Origin of the sequence: Prauserella oleivorans, assembly GCF_042685745.1 — a bacterium.
Lineage (GTDB): Bacteria > Actinomycetota > Actinomycetes > Mycobacteriales > Pseudonocardiaceae > Prauserella_A > Prauserella_A oleivorans.
This window is the reverse complement of record NZ_JBHUNT010000001.1, coordinates 4,888,662-4,906,273: the sequence shown is the minus strand read 5'-3', so window position 1 is coordinate 4,906,273 and position 17,612 is coordinate 4,888,662. Positions and strand designations below refer to the sequence as shown.

The window sequence follows — 17,612 nt, the reverse complement described above, 5'->3', positions numbered from 1 at the left end:
GGTGAACCCCGTGAGTGATCAAGAAACCGCCGTGCCGCAAGGAATCTCCGTTCCTCGGGAGCAGGTGTCGGAAGAGGAGTTGCGTTCGCTCGGTGTCGACCTCGCCCGCGATTTCCCGGGATCCACCGCATCGGACTTCCGCCGCTATCCGGTGCTGTCGGAGGGCGGCTGGTATCTGGTGGTCAAGCACCAGAAGACCCTCGTCTCGGTCGCCAGGGAGCCCTGGCATCTCCTGGGACCGATCACCCTGACCTCCGCCGGTCTCGACGTTTAACTGACAGGAGCAGAAATCATGATCGGAGTCGACGTCGGCGGCACGTTCACGGACGTGGTGGCGATCGAGAATGGACAGATCAAGACAGTCAAGGTGGCCACCGACGTTCGCACCACCGAACGCGGTGTGCTGCAGGGTGCCGAGGAGATCGGCGTGGCCGCGGCGGAGGTCTTCAACCACGCCAGCACCCACGGCCTGAACGCCATCATCACGCGCCGCCTTCCCAAGATCGCGTTCCTGACCACAATGGGTCACCGCGACATCCTCGACGTCGGCCGCACCTGGCGGCCGATCGAGGGGCTGATGAACCCGAAGTGGCGCCGGTCCTACGGCGACGCGAACCGGCCGCTCGTCCCGCGCTACCTGCGCCGTGGCATCCGCGAGCGCCTGACCGCCGACGGCGGGGTCCTGATCCCGCTGGACGAGGAACAGACCCGCGCGGAACTGGCCGTGCTGCGCCGGTGCGGTGTGGAGGGAGTCGCGATCTGCCTCCTCAACGCCTACGTCAACCACCACCACGAGGAGCGGCTGCGGCAGCTCGTGCACGAGGAGCTCGGCGACATCCCGGTGTCGATCTCCAGCGAGGTGTCGCCGCTGGCGAAGGAGTTCGCGCGGGCGTCGACCACCGTGATCGACGTCTTCATGAGGCTCATCTACAGCGACTACACCGCGCGGCTCGACGCCGGCCTGCGCGACCTCGGCTTCACCGGTGACCTCAACTTCGCCGACTGCGCGGCTCAGCTCGTCCGCTCGGACGTCGCGATGGAGCACCCCTTCCGCGTCGTCTTCGCCGGCCCGGCCGCGGGTACCGTGTCGAGTGCCCACTTCGGAAGCATGATCGGGGCGAAGAACCTGTTGTGTGCCGATGTCGGCGGCACGTCGTGCGACATCAGCATGGTCACCGACGGCGACCCGTTCGTGAACACGACGTTCGAGCTGGAACACGACCTCATCGTGAACGCTCTCTCGAACGAGATCTCCAGCATCGGCGCCGGTGGCGGCAGCCTGGTCACCATCAGCCCGGCCGGCGAGCTCAAGGTCGGCCCGGGCAGTGCGGGAGCCGACCCCGGACCGGCCTGCTACGGCATCGGCGGCAAGCAGCCCACGATGACCGACACCTGCCTGCTGATGGGCATCATCGACCCGGACGGCTTCGCCGGCGGTCGGATGAAGCTCGATCCCGCGCTGTCCCGGCAGGCGTTCGAGGAGCTCGACACCAACCTTTCCTTCGAGCAGCGGGTCAGCTACGCGTTCAACATCGGCATCAACAACATCGCCGAGGGCGTGGTCAACATCGCCATCCAGCACGGCGTGGACCCGCGCGACTACAGCCTGGTCGCCTACGGCGCCGCGGGTCCGATGCTGCTGCCTGCCGTGCTGGACCTGGTGCACGCCGCCGAGGTGATCGTCCCGCCGCACCCCGGGCTGTTCTCCGCGCTGGGACTCGTCAGTTCCGACCTCGTCTACGCCGACAGCCGCAGTGCCTACACGATCCTCACCGCAGAGGCTGCCGAGTCGATCGACAAGGTGTACCGCTCGATGGAACAGCGACTGTCGGAACGGCTGCGCGAGAAGGACCGCGGCAACGTGACGTTCGTGCGCAGCTTCGACGGCCGGCTCGCCGGGCAGACCTGGGAGACCCCGTTCATCTCGGTGCCCGGCGGCACGATCACGGCCACCGAGGTCGATCAGATGGTCGCGAACTTCCACGAGGCCTACGCCGAGCGGTCGGGGAACAAGTTCGAGGCGCTGCCGGTGCAGGGGGTCACCTACCGCGTCCAGGCTGTCGTCACGTCGGACAAGGTGGACTATCCGCGGCTGCCGGCGCGCGAGGACGGCGAGCAGCCGACGCCCACCCGGTCGCTGACCATCCGCTACCTCACCGACAGCGAGGTCGAGGCGGCGGAGTACCAGCGCGAGGACCTCCGCGCGGGCGACCGGATCGCCGGTCCTGCCGTGATTCGCGAGCCGTTGTCGACCACGTTCCTGGTCCCCGGACAGGTGGCCACCGTGGGCGAGTTCGGTGAGCTGCGCATCCGTAAGGCTGAAGGGACGGATCGATGACCGACACACTCAAGGAACTCAGCGACGCCGATTTCGTCGCACGCTACGGCGCGGACCGGTTCACCGCGTCGGTGCTGTCCAGCCGGATGCGCTACATCGTGCAGCACATGTGCACCGGACTGCTGAACAACGCCTTCTCGCTCATCCTCCGCGACTGGTACGACTTCGCGGCGACCATCTCCGGGCCGCCGGAGCAGAACTACCCGATGTCGTCGGTGAGCAACAGCCTCGCGATGTTCCTCGGGACCATGTCCGAGGCCGTGCGCAACACCATCGAGGAATACGGCCCGGAGAACCTGCGTCCGGGCGACGTCGTCATCTGCAACGACCCGTATCGCGCCGGCAACCACGTGAACGACATCTGCTTCATCCGGCCGGTCTTCCACGAGGGGAAGCTGATCTCGTTCGTCACCCTGCGCGCGCACCAGCTCGACATGGGTGGCGTGGTGCCCGCCGGCTTCAGCGGCACCAAGCGCAACGTCTACGAGAACGGCCTCGTCATCGCGCCGACCCTGCTGTACCAGGACAACAAGCCGGTGAAGTCGGCGTTCAACCTCATCTTCGACAACGCCCGCTACTGCGCGCTGCTGCTGCCCGACATCAAGACGATCTACGCGAACCTGCTTCTGGGCGAGCAGCTGATCCTCGAGAGCGTGCAACGGTACGGCGTCGAGGCGTACCTGGGTGCGATCCGGTACAGCACGGACGTGTCGGCGGAGGCGATGCGCACCGCGCTGCTGGAGCTGCCCGACGGCGTGTACGAGGCAGAGGAGGGCATCGACTGCGATGGCATCGACGACTCGATCGAGTACCGGCTCAAGGTGAAGATCACCAAGGCCGGGCCGCACATGGAGCTCGACTTCAGCGGCACGTCCCCGCAGGCGCGCACCAGCATCAACGCCGGCATCCTGGACACGAAGACCGCGGTCGGTGTCGCGCTGAAGTTCCTCATCGACCCGGAAACCCCCTTCACCTCGGGTGCCTACCGGGACATCGACATCGTCCTTCCTGCTGGCACCTTCATCAGTGCCACGCCTCCGGACGGTGCGGTCTTCCTGTACTGGGAGAGCACCGGCCCGGTGGTGCTCGCGTTGTTCCGGGCGCTGGAGAAGGCGCTGGGCCGCAAGGCCGTGGGTGGTGACTACGGCTCGCTGAACATCCACAACGCCAACGGTGTCCTCGAGGACGGGACGCCGTGGGTCACCACCGCGCAGTGCGGTGGCGAGCACGGGCCTTGGGGCGCCACCGAAGCGGGCGATGCGGACAGCTATTCGGTGATGTACCAGGCGAACAACCTCGACCCGGCCACGGAGGCCATCGAGTCGGAGTTGCCGGCGGTGGTGCTGCGCAAGGAGTACGTGGCCGACAGCGCCGGTGCCGGGACCAACCGCGGCGGGGCGGCGGTCATGAAGGACACGCTGTACCTGACCGAGGCCGAGCACTGGTCGAGCCCGCTGCACACGAAACGTCCCAGCGGGGTCGGCGTCTACGGCGGCAAGAGCGGAGCACTGGGCGCGACGTGGGTGTTCTCGCCGGACTATGTGGACGTCGTCCGGAGCAAGGACCTCATCTCCACCGGCGACGACGTCTACGCGGGCTCCACGCCGGTGGCCGGGATGCTCGACCCGCAGACCAAGCGGGTCGACCCGAACGGGGAGTACTTCTACTTCGCGAGCACCCCGGTGTGGCACACCAAGCCGCGCGCCGTCTTCCGTTACCTCACCAATGGTGGCGGCGGTTGGGGCTCGCCGACCGAGCGGGATCCGGAGCGCGTCAAGGCCGACGTGCGCGACGAATACGTGACCATCGAGGGCGCCTACCGCGACTACGGCGTGGTCGTCGTCGGGGATCCGGTCAACGACCCCGAAGGTCTGCAGGTCGACGTCGAAGCGACGAACAAGCGGCGCGCCGAGATGGCCGCACGATAGGGAGGTCCCCATGCCGGCAGTGGAATTGACCGAGGAACAGCGTGCCCTGCGCGACAAGTTCGTGTCCGAGCGCGGCTACTGGAACCAGTTCTGGGAGGGACTGCTCAGCCTCGACCAGGAGTTCTTCGAGGCCTACCTCAACTTCTCGTCGGTGCCCTGGCGCAAGGGCGTGCTGGAGCCGAAGGTGCGGGAGCTGATCTACACCGCGATCGACGCGTCCACCACGCACCTGTACGAGCCCGGCCTGCGGCAGCACATCCGCAACGCGCTCGGCTACGGCGCGACCAAAGAGGAGATCATGGAGGTCCTCGAGCTCACGAGCGTGCTCGGCATCCACACCTGCACGCTCGGCGTTCCGGTCCTGATGGAGGAGCTCGCGGCACACGAGCAGCGCAACGGCCAGGGCTCGTGACCGGGGTGCTCGACGCGCGGGGGCCGGCCGGCATGGCCGGCCGACGCGCGGTCGTCACCGGTGCGGCCCGGGGCATTGGTGCCCAGATCGCGCTGGAACTGGCGCGAGCAGGCGCCGAGGTGACCGTCGTCGACCAGCGTGACCCGGGCGAGACAGTGCGGGCGATCAAGGCCGAGGGCGGTCAGGCGTGGGGCGAGCGGCTCGACGTCACCGACCGTGCGGCTGTGGCGGCGGCGTTCGGCAGCCTGCCTGCCCTGGACGCGCTGGTGACCTCGGCGGCGGTGTACGGCGACACGGTGTCGGTCGACGAGTTGTCCGAGTCCGAAGTGGACCAGGTGCTGGGTGTCAACGTCAAAGGCACACTGTGGACGATCCAGGCGGCCCTTCCGCTCCTGCGTCACGGTGGCGGTCAGGTGGTGTGCCTCGGCTCGGTGGCGGGCAAGGTCGGCGGTGTGCTGGCCGGTCCGCACTACGTGGCCAGCAAAGGCGCCGTCCACGCGCTGGTGAAGTGGCTGGCGAAGACTGAAGCCTCGAACGGAATCAGGGCCAACGGCCTCGCCCCGGGTGTGGTGGACACGGAGATGGTGGCGGGCCGGGGGTACGACCCGGGCTACTGCCCGCTCGGACGGCTGGCGCGTCCCGAGGAGATCGCCCGTGTCGCGGCGTTCCTGGCCTCGCCCGCGTCGAGCTATATGACGGGGACCGTGGTGGACGTCAACGGCGGCTACGCGATGGGTTGAAAGGCGAGAATCGATGTCTGCTCAGAGTTGTGCGGTCGTCACGGGAGCCGCGTCGGGAATCGGGCGAGCGTGCGCCTTGCGACTCGCCGAGACCGGGTCCGTGGTCGCCCTCCTGGATCTCAACGGTGCCGGCGAGACCCGGAAGCTGGTGGAGGAACGCGGTGGCCGGGCGGTGGAGTTCACCGTCGACGTAACCGACGACGAGGCCGTGCGCACCGTCGTCGGCAAGCTGCCCGAACCACCACGCACGCTGGTGAACGCGGCCGGGATCATCATCCGCAAGAAGCTGCTCGAATCCTCGGTCGAGGAGTGGCGGCGCGTGCTGGACGTCAACCTCACTGGGTACTTCATCATGCTGCGCCATGTCGTCCCGGCCATGGCGCGGGCAGGTGGTGGCGCGATCGTGCAGATCGCGTCGATCGCCGGGCACACCGGCTACGGGTTCTCGTCCTATACCGCGGCGAAGGGCGGCGTGCTGGCGCTGACCCGGCAACTCGCGGCGGAACTGGCCGAACAGGGCATCCGGATCAACTCGGTCAGCCCAGGCGGGGTCCACAGTGGATTGAACAGGGACACGCTGGCGAACGAGACGATCCGGTCGGCGACGGTGGGCAACACGCCGCTGGGCCGGATCGGAGAGCCGGACGACATCGCCCGCGCGGTGGCGTTCCTGGCCGGGCCGGGCGCCGACTTCGTCACGGGCACCGACCTCGTCGTGGACGGCGGCATGATCAGCACGATCCATTGGGGCAACGCGGGCGGGGAGCTCCACAGCTTTCACACCCGGGAGGGCTGATGTACAACTTCGCGAGCATCGCCGACCACAACGCGAGCCGCTACCCGGACAAGGTGGTACTGGCACAAGGCGATCGGCGGGTCACCAACCGGACGTTCCTCGACCGGGTCAACGCCCTCGCAGCGGGCTTTCGCGACCTCGGCATCGAGTCCGGCGACATCGTCGCTGTCCTGCTGTACAACCACATCGAGTTCATCGAGACGGTGTTCGCGCTCAACCGCATCGGAGCCGCGTTCCTGCCGCTGAACTACCGCCTGTCGCCGTCGGAGTGGGAGTACATTCTCACCCACTCCGAGGCGGCCGCGATCGTGAGCGAACGCGAGTTCGTCGCCGCCGTGAACGGCATCGCTCCCCGGCGGCGACTGCTGGTCGGGGCGGCACCGCTGGACGGCTGGGTGTCCTATGAGGATCTGCTTGCCCGGCACAGCGGTGCGTCGGTACCGGTGGAACCGGTCGCCGCCGACCACCTGCAGCGGCTGATGTACACCTCGGGCACCACGGCACGGCCGAAAGGTGTGCGGATCACCCACGGGAACGTGCTGTTCAAGAACCTCGGGCACATTGTCGAGTTCGGACTCACGAGCGCCGACACGACCCTGGTGTGCGGCCCGCTGTACCACGTCGGCGGGCTCGACCTGCCCGGGCTCGGCACGCTGCACGCGGGTGGCAGCCTCATCGTGCTCCGGAAGTTCGACGCCCGCGAGGTACTCGACACGATCGAACGCGAGTGGCCGACGAACGTCTGGCTCGCGCCGTCGATGATGAACGCGCTGTTGCAACTGCCGGACACGGCCGACCGGGACACCTCGTCGCTGCGGTTCATCATCGGTGGTGGCGAGAAGATGCCTGAGCCGCTGATCGAACGCATCCTCGCCGCGTTCCCGGGCACCTGGTTCTCCGACGCCTACGGGCTCACCGAGACCGTGTCCGGCGACACCTTCAACGATGCCGAGCACATGCTGGCCAAAGTCGGATCCGTCGGCAGGCCGGTGGTGCACACGCAGGTACGGATCGTGGACGATCAGGGCAACGAGGTGCCTCGGGGCGCGCTGGGCGAGATCACGCTGTCCGGCCCGAAGGTGTTCGCCGGGTACTGGCGGGATCCGGAGGCGACGGCACGGGCGCTGCGGGACGGCTGGTTCCACACCGGGGACGTCGGACGGGTCGACGAGGACGGCTACCTCTACGTGGAGGACCGGAAGAAGGACATGATCGTGTCGGGCGGCGAGAACATCGCCACTCCCGAGGTGGAGCGCGTGCTGTACGAGCACCCGGACGTCGTCGAGGCGGCGGTGGTGGGGATTCCCCACGAGCGCTGGGGCGAGGTGCCGAAGGCCTATGTCGTAACCAAGCCGGGGTCGTCGCTCGACGCGGCCGGGCTGGTGGAGTTCTGCCGGGAGCGGCTGGCGAAGTTCAAGGTGCCCGCCGAGGTGCACTTCCTCGACGAGCTCCCGCGGACGCCGTCGGGCAAGGTGCTGAAGCGGGATCTGCGCACGCTGCCGGTGATCGCGTGAGCGAGTTCGATCTCACCGGCAAAACCGCGTGGGTCACCGGAGCGGGGAAGGGACTCGGCCGGGCGATGGCGCTTGCGCTGGCCCGGGCGGGCGCACGGCTCGCGGTGACGTCGCGCACGGCCGCGGACCTGCGCTCGCTGGCGCAGGAAACCGGACCCGACACCGTGGTGCTGCCCGGCTCGGTCGACGACGCCGCGTTCGTCGAGGACTGCGCCGACCGCATCGGGCGCATCGACGTCCTCGTCAACTGTGCCGGCATCAGTCCGAGCTTCACACGCAGCGAATCGGTGACCGACGACGACTGGCGGCGCGTGCTCGAGGTGAACCTCGACGGCACGTTCTTCTGCTGTCGCGCCGTGGGCAGGCGGATGCTGGAGCAGGGCGGCGGCAGCATCGTCAACGTCTCGTCGGTGCACGGCACGACCGGGTTCCAGCGGATCGCCGCCTACGCCGCCAGCAAGGGTGGGGTCGAGGCGCTCACCCGGGTCCTCGCCGTCGAGTGGGCGGACCGTGGGGTGCGCGTCAACGCCCTCGCGCCCGGCTACTTCGCGACCGACCTCTCCGACGGGCTGCTGCGCAGTCGGTGGGGCGAGGTCATCACGAGCGCCGTGCCCCAGGCGCGGGTGGGAGAGGCCACCGAACTCGCTGGTGCGGCCGTGTTCCTGGCCAGCGACGCGTCGTCCTACGTCACCGGCAGCACCCTCTACGTCGACGGAGGCTGGACCGCCCGCTGACCGGCCCGCCGCGCCGTATGCCCACGGGCGGGCGCTTCTGGCCAGGCCTGACCGCCCGGCGGCCACCCGCGCGATGAACGTGCCGGGCGTGCGCTTCGCGAGCGGCGGACACGGCTACGCCAGCGGCGGACACGGCTACCTGAGCGGCAGACACGGCCTCGGGCGCCTCCGCCAGCCATAAGCGGCGCTTATATCGCTCTTCGCGATCGCCGTCTACCGGGCTTCCCGCACCTGTGTTTCGATCACGTGAACTCACATCGCAGGACACGTGTAGGGACGTGATTGGAGCAGCGCGGCACCTGTCGTGACGAACCCAACGCGACCTGGCGAGAGGACTTGACACAGTGATCGTGTTGCATGCGGCGATCGCCATCGCCGCGGTGATCGTGCTGATTTTGGTGATGCGGGTAGAGCCTGTCATCGCGCTCGTCATCGGCTCGCTCTACCTGGGCCTGGCCGCCGGGCTCGGCTTCGAGAAGACCATCACGACGATCGCCGAGGGCTTCGGCGACATCATGGCCGAAGTGGGGCTGCTGATCGGGTTCGGTGTGCTCCTCGGCTCACTGCTGCACGCGCTGGGCGCCTTGCGCAAGGTGGTCGAGAAGCTGCTCAGCGCGCTCGGACCGCGCAGGCTCCCGTATGCCCTCGCGGTGGCGCTGAGCACCATCTTCCCCTCCATCTATGTGGACGTTCAGCTGGTGCTCGCCGCACCGCTGGCCCGGCAGGCCGCCCCGCACCTGGGCCGCAACGGCCTCGCCATGATGGGCGGCGCGCTGACCACGGGCATCCTGGTCGGCTACGTGTTCGTGGTGCCCGGCCTGGGCACCGTGGCGATCGCGGGACTGCTGGACGTCCCGCTGGGCACGATGCTGCTGTACGGCTTCGTGATCGGCCCGGCGACGGCACTGCTGACCATGCTCGTGTACAGCCGCCTGCTCAAGCTCGGGTTCTGGAACAAGGCCAAGGACGAGGTGGAGGGCGCCGTTTTCGAGGACGACACCGACCAGGGCGAGGAGACCACGGGCGGTGCCGGCGGCTCGGGCGTCGCGGTCACCGAACGGCCGGTGCGGGCGCTGCCGCGGCTGTCCGTATCGCTGCTGCCCATCGTGGTCCCGCTGCTGCTGATCGCAGGCGGCGCCATCAGCGAGGCCGCCGGGGTGAAGTCCGACGTCGTCGCCTTCCTCGGCGACCCCGTGTTCGCCCTGTTCCTCGGCCTGGTCGGTGCGTACGTGCTGGCGCGCAGGGTGCTGGGCGGCGACCGGCTCGCCGACACGATGTCGAAGGGCTTCAACTCGACGGGCCAGATCCTGCTGGTCACCGGTGTCGGCGGCTCGCTCGGCGCGGTCATCGGGGAGACCAATCTGGACGATGTCCTGTCCGGCCTCTTCTCCGCCGACGCGGGAGTGCCTGCCCTGGTGACGATCCTGCTCGCCTGGCTCGTCGCGGCGGTGCTGCACTTCGCCATCGGGTCGATCGCGGTGGCCGGCATCGCCGCGGCCGGCATTCTCGCCCCCATCATGGGCGGGCTCGGCATCCCCGCCGAGGTGCTCGCGCTGGCGATCGGCTCCGGCGCGCTGTTCGCGCTGCAGTTGAACAGCAACTTCTTCTGGATGTTCCAGACGCTGCTCGGGGTCAACACCCGGGGAGCGCTGAAGGCCCTCACGTTCGTGACCTCCCTGGCGTCGGTGGTGTCGCTGGCCCTGGTCATGGGCGTCAGTGTTGTGGTGTGACCGTCGTTCCCGGCACCGGAGAGAAGGACATGCAACCCCTGCGTGGAGTGACCGTCGTTTCCCTCGAGCAGGCCATCGCCGCCCCGTACGCCAGCCGGCATCTCGCCGACCTCGGCGCACGCGTGATCAAAGTGGAGCGTCCGGGTGTCGGTGACTTCGCCCGCGCCTACGACTCCCGCGTGCACGGCCTCAGCTCACACTTCGTGTGGGTCAACCGCAACAAGGAGTCGCTCACGCTCGACATCAAGGACGCCCGCGGCATGGCCGTGCTCCGGCGGCTGATCGACGACGCGGACGTGTTCATCCAGAATCTGGCGCCGGGCGCGGCGAAACGCGCCGGTCTCGGCGCCGACCAGCTGCGGGAGGCCAACCCCCGGCTGATCGTGTGCGACATCTCCGGCTACGGCTCGCCCGGTCCGTACGAGACCAGCAAGGCCTACGACCTCATGGTGCAGAGCGAGGCCGGGCTGCTGTCGGTCACCGGCACGGCCGACGACATGGCCAAGGTCGGCATCTCCGTCTCGGACATCGCCGCGGGCATGTACGCCTACAGCTCGATTCTCGCGGCGCTGTTGGAACGGGGGAGGACCGGCGAGGGCACGCACATCGACGTGTCGATGCTTGAGTCCACTGTGGAATGGATGGGCTTTCCGATGTACTACGCCTACGACGGTGCCGAGCCACCGCCACGGGCGGGTGCCGCGCACGCGACCATCTACCCGTACGGACCGTTCACGGCGGGCGACGGCAAGGTCGTCATGATGGCGATCCAGAACGAGCGCGAGTGGCGCCTGTTCTGCGAGCGTTTCCTCGGCAGGCCCGAGCTGGCCGACCATCCGGACTACGCCACCAACGCCGATCGCAACGCCCACCGGGAGGCGCTGGGCGCGGTCATCGCGAAACGGTTCTCCGAGCTGACCAGCACCGAGGCCACGGACCGGCTCAGCGCCATCCCGGTCGCGAACGCGCACGTCAACTCGGTCGCCGACGTGTGGGAGCACCCGCAGCTGGCCGCACGCGGCCGCTGGCACGAGGTGGGGACGCCGGCCGGGCCGGTCCGCTCGCTCACACTGCCCGGGCTGACCACGCCCGAGCCGAGGATGGATCCCGTACCGGAGCTGGGACAGCACACGCGGGCCATCCTCGGCGAGCTCGGGATGACGGAGGCCGACATCGACGAGCTCGTGGCCGAGGGCGTGGCATGAGCGGCGACCGGCTGTCGACGGCGGTGAGCTGGCTCTTCGTGCCCGCGTCCCGGCCGGAGCGCTTCGCCAAGGCATGCGCCAGTGGTGCCGATGTCGTCGTGATCGACCTCGAGGACGCCGTCGCCGCGGACGCCAAGACGGAGGCCAGAGCCACCCTGCTACGGGACTGGCCAACCGACGCGGGTGTGCCGGTGGTCGTCCGCGTCAACGGCGTCCGTACCGCCGAGAGCGCCGCCGACCTCGCCGCCTGCAGTGAGCTGGCCCCGGCTGCCGTCGTGCTGCCCAAAGCGGAGAGCGCCGAAGATGTGCACACCGCCGCCGAGGCGAGCGGTGTCCCGGTGCTCCCGCTCGTCGAGTCCGCCCGCGGCCTGGTCGGCCTGGCCGGAATCGCCGCCGCTGACGGCGTGGTGCGACTGCTGTTCGGCAGCGTCGATCTCGCGCTCGATCTCGGGGTGACCGACGATGCCGCGCTCGACACCGCCCGCGCCGATCTGGTCCGCTGGTCGGCGGCGTGCGGGTTGCCCCAGCCGGTCGACGGGGTCAGCACGGCGATCCGGGACGCCGGGACGGTCACCCGGGAGTCGCGGCGTGCCAAGGCCTGGGGCTTCGGCGGCAAGCTGTGCATCCACCCGTCGCAGGTTCGGCTCGTGCACGCGGCCTTCGCGCCCGGCGAGGAGGAGCTGGCGTGGGCGCGCAAGGTGCTCGCCGTCGAGTCCGATGGCGCGGCGATGGTGGACGGTGAGATGATCGACCGTCCGGTTGTGGAACGCGCCCGCCGGATCGTCCGGGAGGCCGAACGCGCGGCGCACTGAGAGAGGCGGCACCGAGGCAGCACCGTGGACATCGCCCACCTGCGTGATTTCATCGCCGTCGTCGATGCCGGCAGTCTGTCCAGGGCGGCGGGCCGGCTCCACGTGTCACAACCGGCGCTGAGCCAGCGCATGGCCCAGCTCGAAGCGCGGCTCGGGGTGCGACTGCTGGTACGCGGCCCGCGGGGCGTGCTGCCGACCCCGGCCGGCACGACTCTGTACCGCGACGCCCAGCAGCTCGTGCGGCAGTTCGACCGGCTTTCGCGCGACGTCGCCGACAGCCGCAACCGCTTGCACGGCCCGGTCGCGGTCGGGCTGCCGACCACGGTCGCGACACCGCTCGCGCCGGCCCTGTTCTCGTGGGTCAAGGCCAACCACCCCGGCATCCACCTGCAGCTGTTCGAGTCGATGAGCGGCTACATCCACGAGCTGCTGCTGGCGGGCAGGCTCGATCTGGCCGCGGTGTTCCGGGAGGACGACGCGCCGAGGGCGGCGGAGGTGCCGCTCTACTCCGAGGAGCTGTACCTGATCGGCAGGCCCGATCCGGCTCCGCGCTCGGCGGAGGAGGTGTCGCTGCTCGACCTGCGGGCGGTACCGCTGGTCACCCCGGGCGGCCGGAGCAACCTGCGGGCCCTCGTCGACCGCGCGTTCGCCGCCAAGGGGCTGGCGCCGACGATCGTCGCCGACGTCGAGTCGCTCGGCACGATGATCCGCATCGCCGCCGGTGGCGAGGCTTGCACGATCCTGCCGCTGTCTGTCGTCCGGGACCACGGCGATCCGCGCGAGCTGGGGGTCCGCCGGATCGTGGACCCGGTACTGCGCCGCCACATCGCCATTCGCACCGCTACGGAGAGCTACGAGCCCCGCGAGGCGGTGGTGGCCGTCCGGGAGGGCATCGTCGAGGTGACCAAGCGTCTCGCCGCCGAAGGCCGGTGGCCGGGCATCACCTGACGCGGCACCGTGTCTGCCGTTCCCGTAGCCGTGTCTGCCGCCTGGGTAGCCGTGTCCGCGGTTCGTGTCACCGTGGGCCGGACCCGCTCACCACTCGCGCGGCTCGGCACGAGCCGGGGGTTCGAACAGCGCGAACTCCGACCCCGCGAGGGACTGTTCGATCGCGTCGACGGCGTCCTTCGAGCGTGCGTAGAGGTCCAGTCCGTCCGCCGAGGCATAGACAACGATCGGCGCCGGTCCGCGGGGTCGACCTCCCGGTAGGCGAGCGCGTCCGTGATGAGCTTGTCCACGGTGCGGGTCAGGGTCGCGCCGGCGAGGCCCGTGGACATCCGCAGTTGGGTCATCGACAGACCGGATTCGCCGCTGTTGACGAGCAATTCGAGCGTCAGCCACTGATCGGGGGTCGTCCCGAAGTGCGATGTCGCGGCGGCGAGCGCCTCGCTCGGAGTACCCCATCGCGCCGGACTGGATGCGGATCACTGCCTACGCGGACAAGTGGTCGGTGCAGCAGGGTGATCAGATCAAGTTCTACGTCAACTGCGACGGCCCGTCCGAGTATCAGGCGCAGCTGGTCCAGTTGATCAACGGCAACACCGACCCGGCAGGGCCCGGGCTGAAGGAAATCCCGGCGGACGCGTCGTTCAACGGGACGCATGCCGGCAGGCAGCAGGTCATCAACAGCGGCTCGTACGTGATGGTGCCGGACCGCGCACCGCTCAATGTGGACAGCTTTACGGTGCAGGCCTACATCTGGCCCACCATGCCGCACAAGCCGGAAGGCTACTGGCGGCCCGGGCCGCAGGCGATCATCGCCAAGTACCTCGACGGGGTCGGCTACGGGCTGTTCATCAACGAGCACGGCGAGCTGGAACTCCGGGTCAACGGCCAGGTGCTGTCGTCGGGTGCGCCGGTGCGCGACCGGGCGTGGACGTTCGTCGCCGCGACCTACGACGCCGCGACCGGCAAAGCCGTGCTGTACCACGAACCGCAGATCCGGTACGCGCTCGACCCGGAGATCACGCCGAAGGAAGCCGTGTTCGCCGACCCCCTGGCCAACGCTCCGGTGCCCCTGGTGATCGGCGCCTGCGCGGACCGCTTCGACGACGGACCGGACGGCGCCTCGTCGGTACCGAACGGTCTGGTCATCGGCAGCCACTACAACGGCAAGATCGACAGCCCGCGGATCGCGTCGGCGGCACTGTCCAGGCTGGATATCGAGCGGCTCAAGCTCAGCGCCGACAGTGGACAGGACGAGCGGCGTGGTCCCGGTCCGGTCGGCTCCATCGCCTCGTGCCTGGTAGCGTCCTGGGACTTCGGCAGGGACATCCCGACCCGCTCGGCGTACGACGACGGACCGTACAAACTGCACGGTGAGGTCATCAACCTGCCGACCAGGGCGATGACCGGCTACAACTGGACCGGCAAGGAGACCGACTGGACCAGGGTTCCGGAGCAGTACGGCGCGATCCACTTCCACGACGACGACATCGACGACGCGCGATGGGACGTCGACTTCACGTTCGACGTTCCGGCCGACATGAGGTCCGCCGTCTGGGCCGTCAAGCTGACCAGCTCGGAGGGCGACGAGGACTACGTGCCGTCCGTCGTCCGCCCGCCGCTGGGAAAGCCGACCGCCAAGATCGCGGTCATCCTTTCGACCACCAGTTACATGGCCTACGCCAACGAACACCTCGCGGCCAACGCGGGCGGCGCGGAACTCCTCGTCTACCGGGTGCCGATCATGCAGGCGCAGAACATGTTCCTCGCCCAGCACCGCGAGTACGGCGGGTCCATTTACGACACGCACACCGATGGTTCCGAGATCTGCCTGTCGTCGAGGCTGCGGCCCGTGCTGTCGTTCCGCCCGCGCTACGACCACTTCCTCGAGCAGGCGCCCTGGCAGTTCCCGGCGGACTTGCACCTCATCGACTGGCTCACCGAGAAGGGCTACGACTTCGACGTCATCACCGACGAGGACGTCGCCTACGACGGGCTCGAGCGCATCGAGGGCTACAACGTGCTGCTCACCGGAACGCACCCCGAGCACCACAGCGGGCACTACCTCGACAACATCCACGCCTACAAGGAGCGCGGCGGCCGCTTCATGTACATGGGCGGTGACGGGTTCTACTGGGTCCACACCTACCACCCGGCCTACGGCCGAGGCGAGGTCACCGAGATGCGCCGGTGCGAGTCCGGTATCCGCACCTGGCGCGCGGACCCGGGTGAGTACCACCACCAGTCGACGGGCGACCTCGGTGGCATGTGGCGCTTCGTGGGTCGATACCTGCACCCGGTGGCGGGGACCGGCATGTCGGCGGAAGGCTTCGACATCGGCACGTACTACACCCGCACGCCGGAGTCGAACAACCCGCGCGTGTCCTGGGCGTTCGAGGGCATCGACTACAACGAGCGCCTCGGCGACTTCGGACTGGTGTCGGGCGGCGCGGCCGGCCTGGAAATCGACATCGTCGACACCACCCTCGGCTCGCCGCCGCACACGCTCGTCGCCGCGACGTCGGCGGGCCGGCACACCGAGGGCATGCTGCTGGTGATGGAGGATTACGGCTTCAGCCAGGCCGGTATCGACGGAACACATCATCCGCGGGTGCGATCGGACATCGCCTTCCACGAGACCCCCAACGGCGGCGCCTGCTTCGCCTTCAGCTCGATCGCGTTCTGCGGCTCGTTGTCGCACAACAACTACGACAACAACATCTCGACCCTCGTCGCCAGCGTGCTGAACCGGTTCTCCCAGGACGGGCCACTCCCCGCGCCGGGGGAGGAGCACGTGCTGCACCGCGGACGCAAGGACTACGACCCCGAGCTGAACCGCGTGCGGGTCGATGCGGGCGCTCCCGTCGAGGTCTCGCCGTGACCGCCGCCGTCGATCTCGGGCTTCCGGCCGTCACATCCGGCCTGCCGCCCTTCGCTGAGGAGAGCACGGCGATCTGGAGCCGTTGCTGGGTGCTCGCCGGGGTCGCCGACATGATCCCCCGACCCGGAGACGTGCTTCCGGCCACCATCGGTGATCACGGCGTCCACGTGCTGCGGCACGAGGACGACTCACTGGGCGGGGGCTACAACGCCTTCCAGCAGGGGTCGTGCTGGAACATCCCGGCGCAGTGCGGCAACGGGTCGAAGGTCGCGTGCGCGTATGTCTCCTGTGGACACAGTAGGGACAGTGACGTGCTCAGGCCCGGCAGGGCGGACGACGACCGGTTCATCCGCCAGGTCGTCGGCGCCAGGCCCTCGCGGCGCGCACCCGTGTCGCTGAGCCGGCACGGCCCGCTGCTGTTCGTGGCGATGCCCGGTGCCGGTCCGGAAACCGTCTCGGAGCAGATGCCCCGATGTGCGGAGGTTTTCACCGGAAGCTGGGCGGAGTACCGGTTCGCCGGGCACATGCGGCACGAGGTGCCGTGCAACTGGCGCCACGTCGGCGCCCGGATCGCGGCCGTGCTGGACGACGACCCTGGTGTGAGTGTGCGCATCGGAGCGCCGAACGCGGTGTTCGTCGACTCGCCGTCACGCCGGGCCGTGCTGGCGGCGAAGCCGGTCAGCGTCAGCCGGGTCGAGGTCACCGTGGCCTTGTACGGACGAGGTGCAGACCCGGTGTCCGAGCACTGGGAGTCCGACTGGCGCACGCTCCTGCACGCGGCCGGCCAGATCCCCGATCCCGCGCGCTGCGAGGTCACTGACTGGGCCGACGCCCGGTGGCGGCAGGGCCGGTCCTCGCTGCGATGACCCAGTCCTGGTTTCGCAGCGAACCGTGCGTGGTCTGCGACCCGGTGCCGGAGTTCCTCGCGGACTACCTCGCCCACCGGATCGGCCACGTCGATGCCGTGGTCGACCTGTGGGCGGACAGCGGCCGACTGCTGACCAGACTGGCAGCCCGAACCGGGGTGGGGCACGCTGTCGGTGTGTGCTCCACCCCGGAGGTGGCGGCCACGCTGGCCGGCGAGGCGGGGGACATCGACTGGCAGGTGGCCGATCCCGCCGGCCCGGCGGTCCACGTGACGGGCGCACCCGACGTGGTGATCGGGCTCCCGCCGTGGCATTGGGCACCGCGCCACACGGAGCGTCTCGGCGCCGACGGCCGGCCTGTCCGGCTCACCGACGATCCGGCCAACGTCGCAGTCGTCGACGCGTGCGTTGCGCTGAGCGAACGCGGGGTCGGGTGTTTCGACGTCGGTCCGGGTGTGCTGATGCCCCCGGCCCGGGGACGATCATGGCCAATCTCGACCGGTTCGGACTTCATCTCGACGGTGTCGTCGAGCTACCCCGAGGCACGATCCGGCCGGACCACGGCGCCGCGCAGATCCTGCTGATGGTGTCCAAGATCCGCCGGCCCGAACCGATCTTCGGCCGGCTGGACCCGCAGCCGGGCGCGTTCGCCCGGCTGCTCGACGCCGCCCACGCGCGGTCCGTGGCGGGCTGACCCCGCCCGGGCGGCGG

General features: G+C 69.2%; 15 protein-coding genes and 1 pseudogene. 15 read left to right on the top strand and 1 reads right to left on the bottom strand.

The annotated features are described in order from the left end of the window. The first annotated feature begins 10 nt into the window (after positions 1-10). From ACFSZT_RS24115 to ACFSZT_RS24060, 12 genes are all read left to right on the top strand, one after another. The gene (locus ACFSZT_RS24115; RefSeq protein WP_377383636.1) at positions 11-274 is read left to right on the top strand and encodes a hypothetical protein; all 264 of its coding nucleotides are present in this window, start codon (positions 11-13) and stop codon (positions 272-274) included. A gap of 18 nt (positions 275-292) precedes the next feature. After that, entirely contained in the window at positions 293-2,338 is a 2,046-nt protein-coding gene (locus ACFSZT_RS24110) for a hydantoinase/oxoprolinase family protein (protein WP_377383639.1), read from the top strand. Beyond that, positions 2,335-4,266: a hydantoinase B/oxoprolinase family protein gene (locus tag ACFSZT_RS24105; protein ID WP_377383642.1), complete on the top strand. Its 1,932-nt coding sequence runs from the start codon at positions 2,335-2,337 to the stop codon at positions 4,264-4,266. Before ACFSZT_RS24110 ends, ACFSZT_RS24105 begins: the two co-directional genes overlap by 4 nt. A gap of 10 nt (positions 4,267-4,276) precedes the next feature. After that, positions 4,277-4,678 carry a carboxymuconolactone decarboxylase family protein gene (locus ACFSZT_RS24100; protein WP_377383644.1) on the top strand — a complete coding sequence of 134 codons (402 nt, stop codon included), beginning with the start codon at positions 4,277-4,279 and terminating at the stop codon, positions 4,676-4,678. After that, positions 4,675-5,418, top strand: coding sequence for an SDR family NAD(P)-dependent oxidoreductase (locus ACFSZT_RS24095; protein ID WP_377383647.1), 744 nt, complete (start codon positions 4,675-4,677; stop codon positions 5,416-5,418). Before ACFSZT_RS24100 ends, ACFSZT_RS24095 begins: the two co-directional genes overlap by 4 nt. Before the next feature lie 13 nt (positions 5,419-5,431). Continuing rightward, positions 5,432-6,214: an SDR family NAD(P)-dependent oxidoreductase gene (locus tag ACFSZT_RS24090; protein WP_377383650.1), complete on the top strand. Its 783-nt coding sequence runs from the start codon at positions 5,432-5,434 to the stop codon at positions 6,212-6,214. Beyond that, positions 6,214-7,728: an acyl-CoA synthetase gene (locus ACFSZT_RS24085; protein WP_377383653.1), complete on the top strand. Its 1,515-nt coding sequence runs from the start codon at positions 6,214-6,216 to the stop codon at positions 7,726-7,728. Before ACFSZT_RS24090 ends, ACFSZT_RS24085 begins: the two co-directional genes overlap by 1 nt. Continuing rightward, positions 7,725-8,462 carry an SDR family NAD(P)-dependent oxidoreductase gene (locus tag ACFSZT_RS24080; RefSeq protein WP_377383656.1) on the top strand — a complete coding sequence of 246 codons (738 nt, stop codon included), beginning with the start codon at positions 7,725-7,727 and terminating at the stop codon, positions 8,460-8,462. Before ACFSZT_RS24085 ends, ACFSZT_RS24080 begins: the two co-directional genes overlap by 4 nt. 344 nt (positions 8,463-8,806) lie before the next feature. Then, positions 8,807-10,192 carry a GntP family permease gene (locus tag ACFSZT_RS24075; RefSeq protein ID WP_377383659.1) on the top strand — a complete coding sequence of 462 codons (1,386 nt, stop codon included), beginning with the start codon at positions 8,807-8,809 and terminating at the stop codon, positions 10,190-10,192. Beyond that, positions 10,189-11,397 (top strand): CaiB/BaiF CoA transferase family protein, encoded by a 1,209-nt coding sequence (locus ACFSZT_RS24070; protein WP_449301418.1) that lies wholly within the window; start codon positions 10,189-10,191, stop codon positions 11,395-11,397. The genes ACFSZT_RS24075 and ACFSZT_RS24070 overlap by 4 nt, the downstream gene beginning before the upstream one ends. Further along, entirely contained in the window at positions 11,394-12,209 is an 816-nt protein-coding gene (locus ACFSZT_RS24065; RefSeq protein ID WP_377383661.1) for an HpcH/HpaI aldolase/citrate lyase family protein, read from the top strand. Before ACFSZT_RS24070 ends, ACFSZT_RS24065 begins: the two co-directional genes overlap by 4 nt. Positions 12,210-12,233: 24 nt before the next feature. After that, the gene (locus ACFSZT_RS24060) at positions 12,234-13,157 is read left to right on the top strand and encodes a LysR substrate-binding domain-containing protein (RefSeq protein ID WP_377383664.1); all 924 of its coding nucleotides are present in this window, start codon (positions 12,234-12,236) and stop codon (positions 13,155-13,157) included. Here the strand turns inward: ACFSZT_RS24060 and ACFSZT_RS24055 are convergent. After that, a pseudogene (locus ACFSZT_RS24055) lies at positions 13,061-13,555 on the bottom strand (MarR family transcriptional regulator); the annotation flags it as partial. The gene ACFSZT_RS24060 and the pseudogene ACFSZT_RS24055 overlap by 97 nt on opposite strands. Positions 13,556-13,626: 71 nt before the next feature. Here ACFSZT_RS24055 and ACFSZT_RS24050 point away from each other — a divergent pair. Genes ACFSZT_RS24050 through ACFSZT_RS24040 form a run of 3 tightly spaced genes read left to right on the top strand, consistent with a single transcriptional unit; the run spans position 13,627 to position 17,485 of the window. Further along, complete coding sequence (locus tag ACFSZT_RS24050) at positions 13,627-16,035, top strand: N,N-dimethylformamidase beta subunit family domain-containing protein (protein WP_377383667.1); 2,409 nt, start codon at positions 13,627-13,629, stop codon at positions 16,033-16,035. After that, a complete protein-coding gene (locus ACFSZT_RS24045) occupies positions 16,032-16,901 on the top strand; it encodes a hypothetical protein (protein WP_377383669.1) in 870 nt (289 codons plus the stop codon). The genes ACFSZT_RS24050 and ACFSZT_RS24045 overlap by 4 nt, the downstream gene beginning before the upstream one ends. Then, positions 16,898-17,485, top strand: a complete 588-nt coding sequence (locus tag ACFSZT_RS24040; protein ID WP_377383670.1) for a hypothetical protein — start codon at positions 16,898-16,900, stop codon at positions 17,483-17,485. Before ACFSZT_RS24045 ends, ACFSZT_RS24040 begins: the two co-directional genes overlap by 4 nt. The last annotated feature ends 127 nt before the right edge of the window (positions 17,486-17,612 follow it).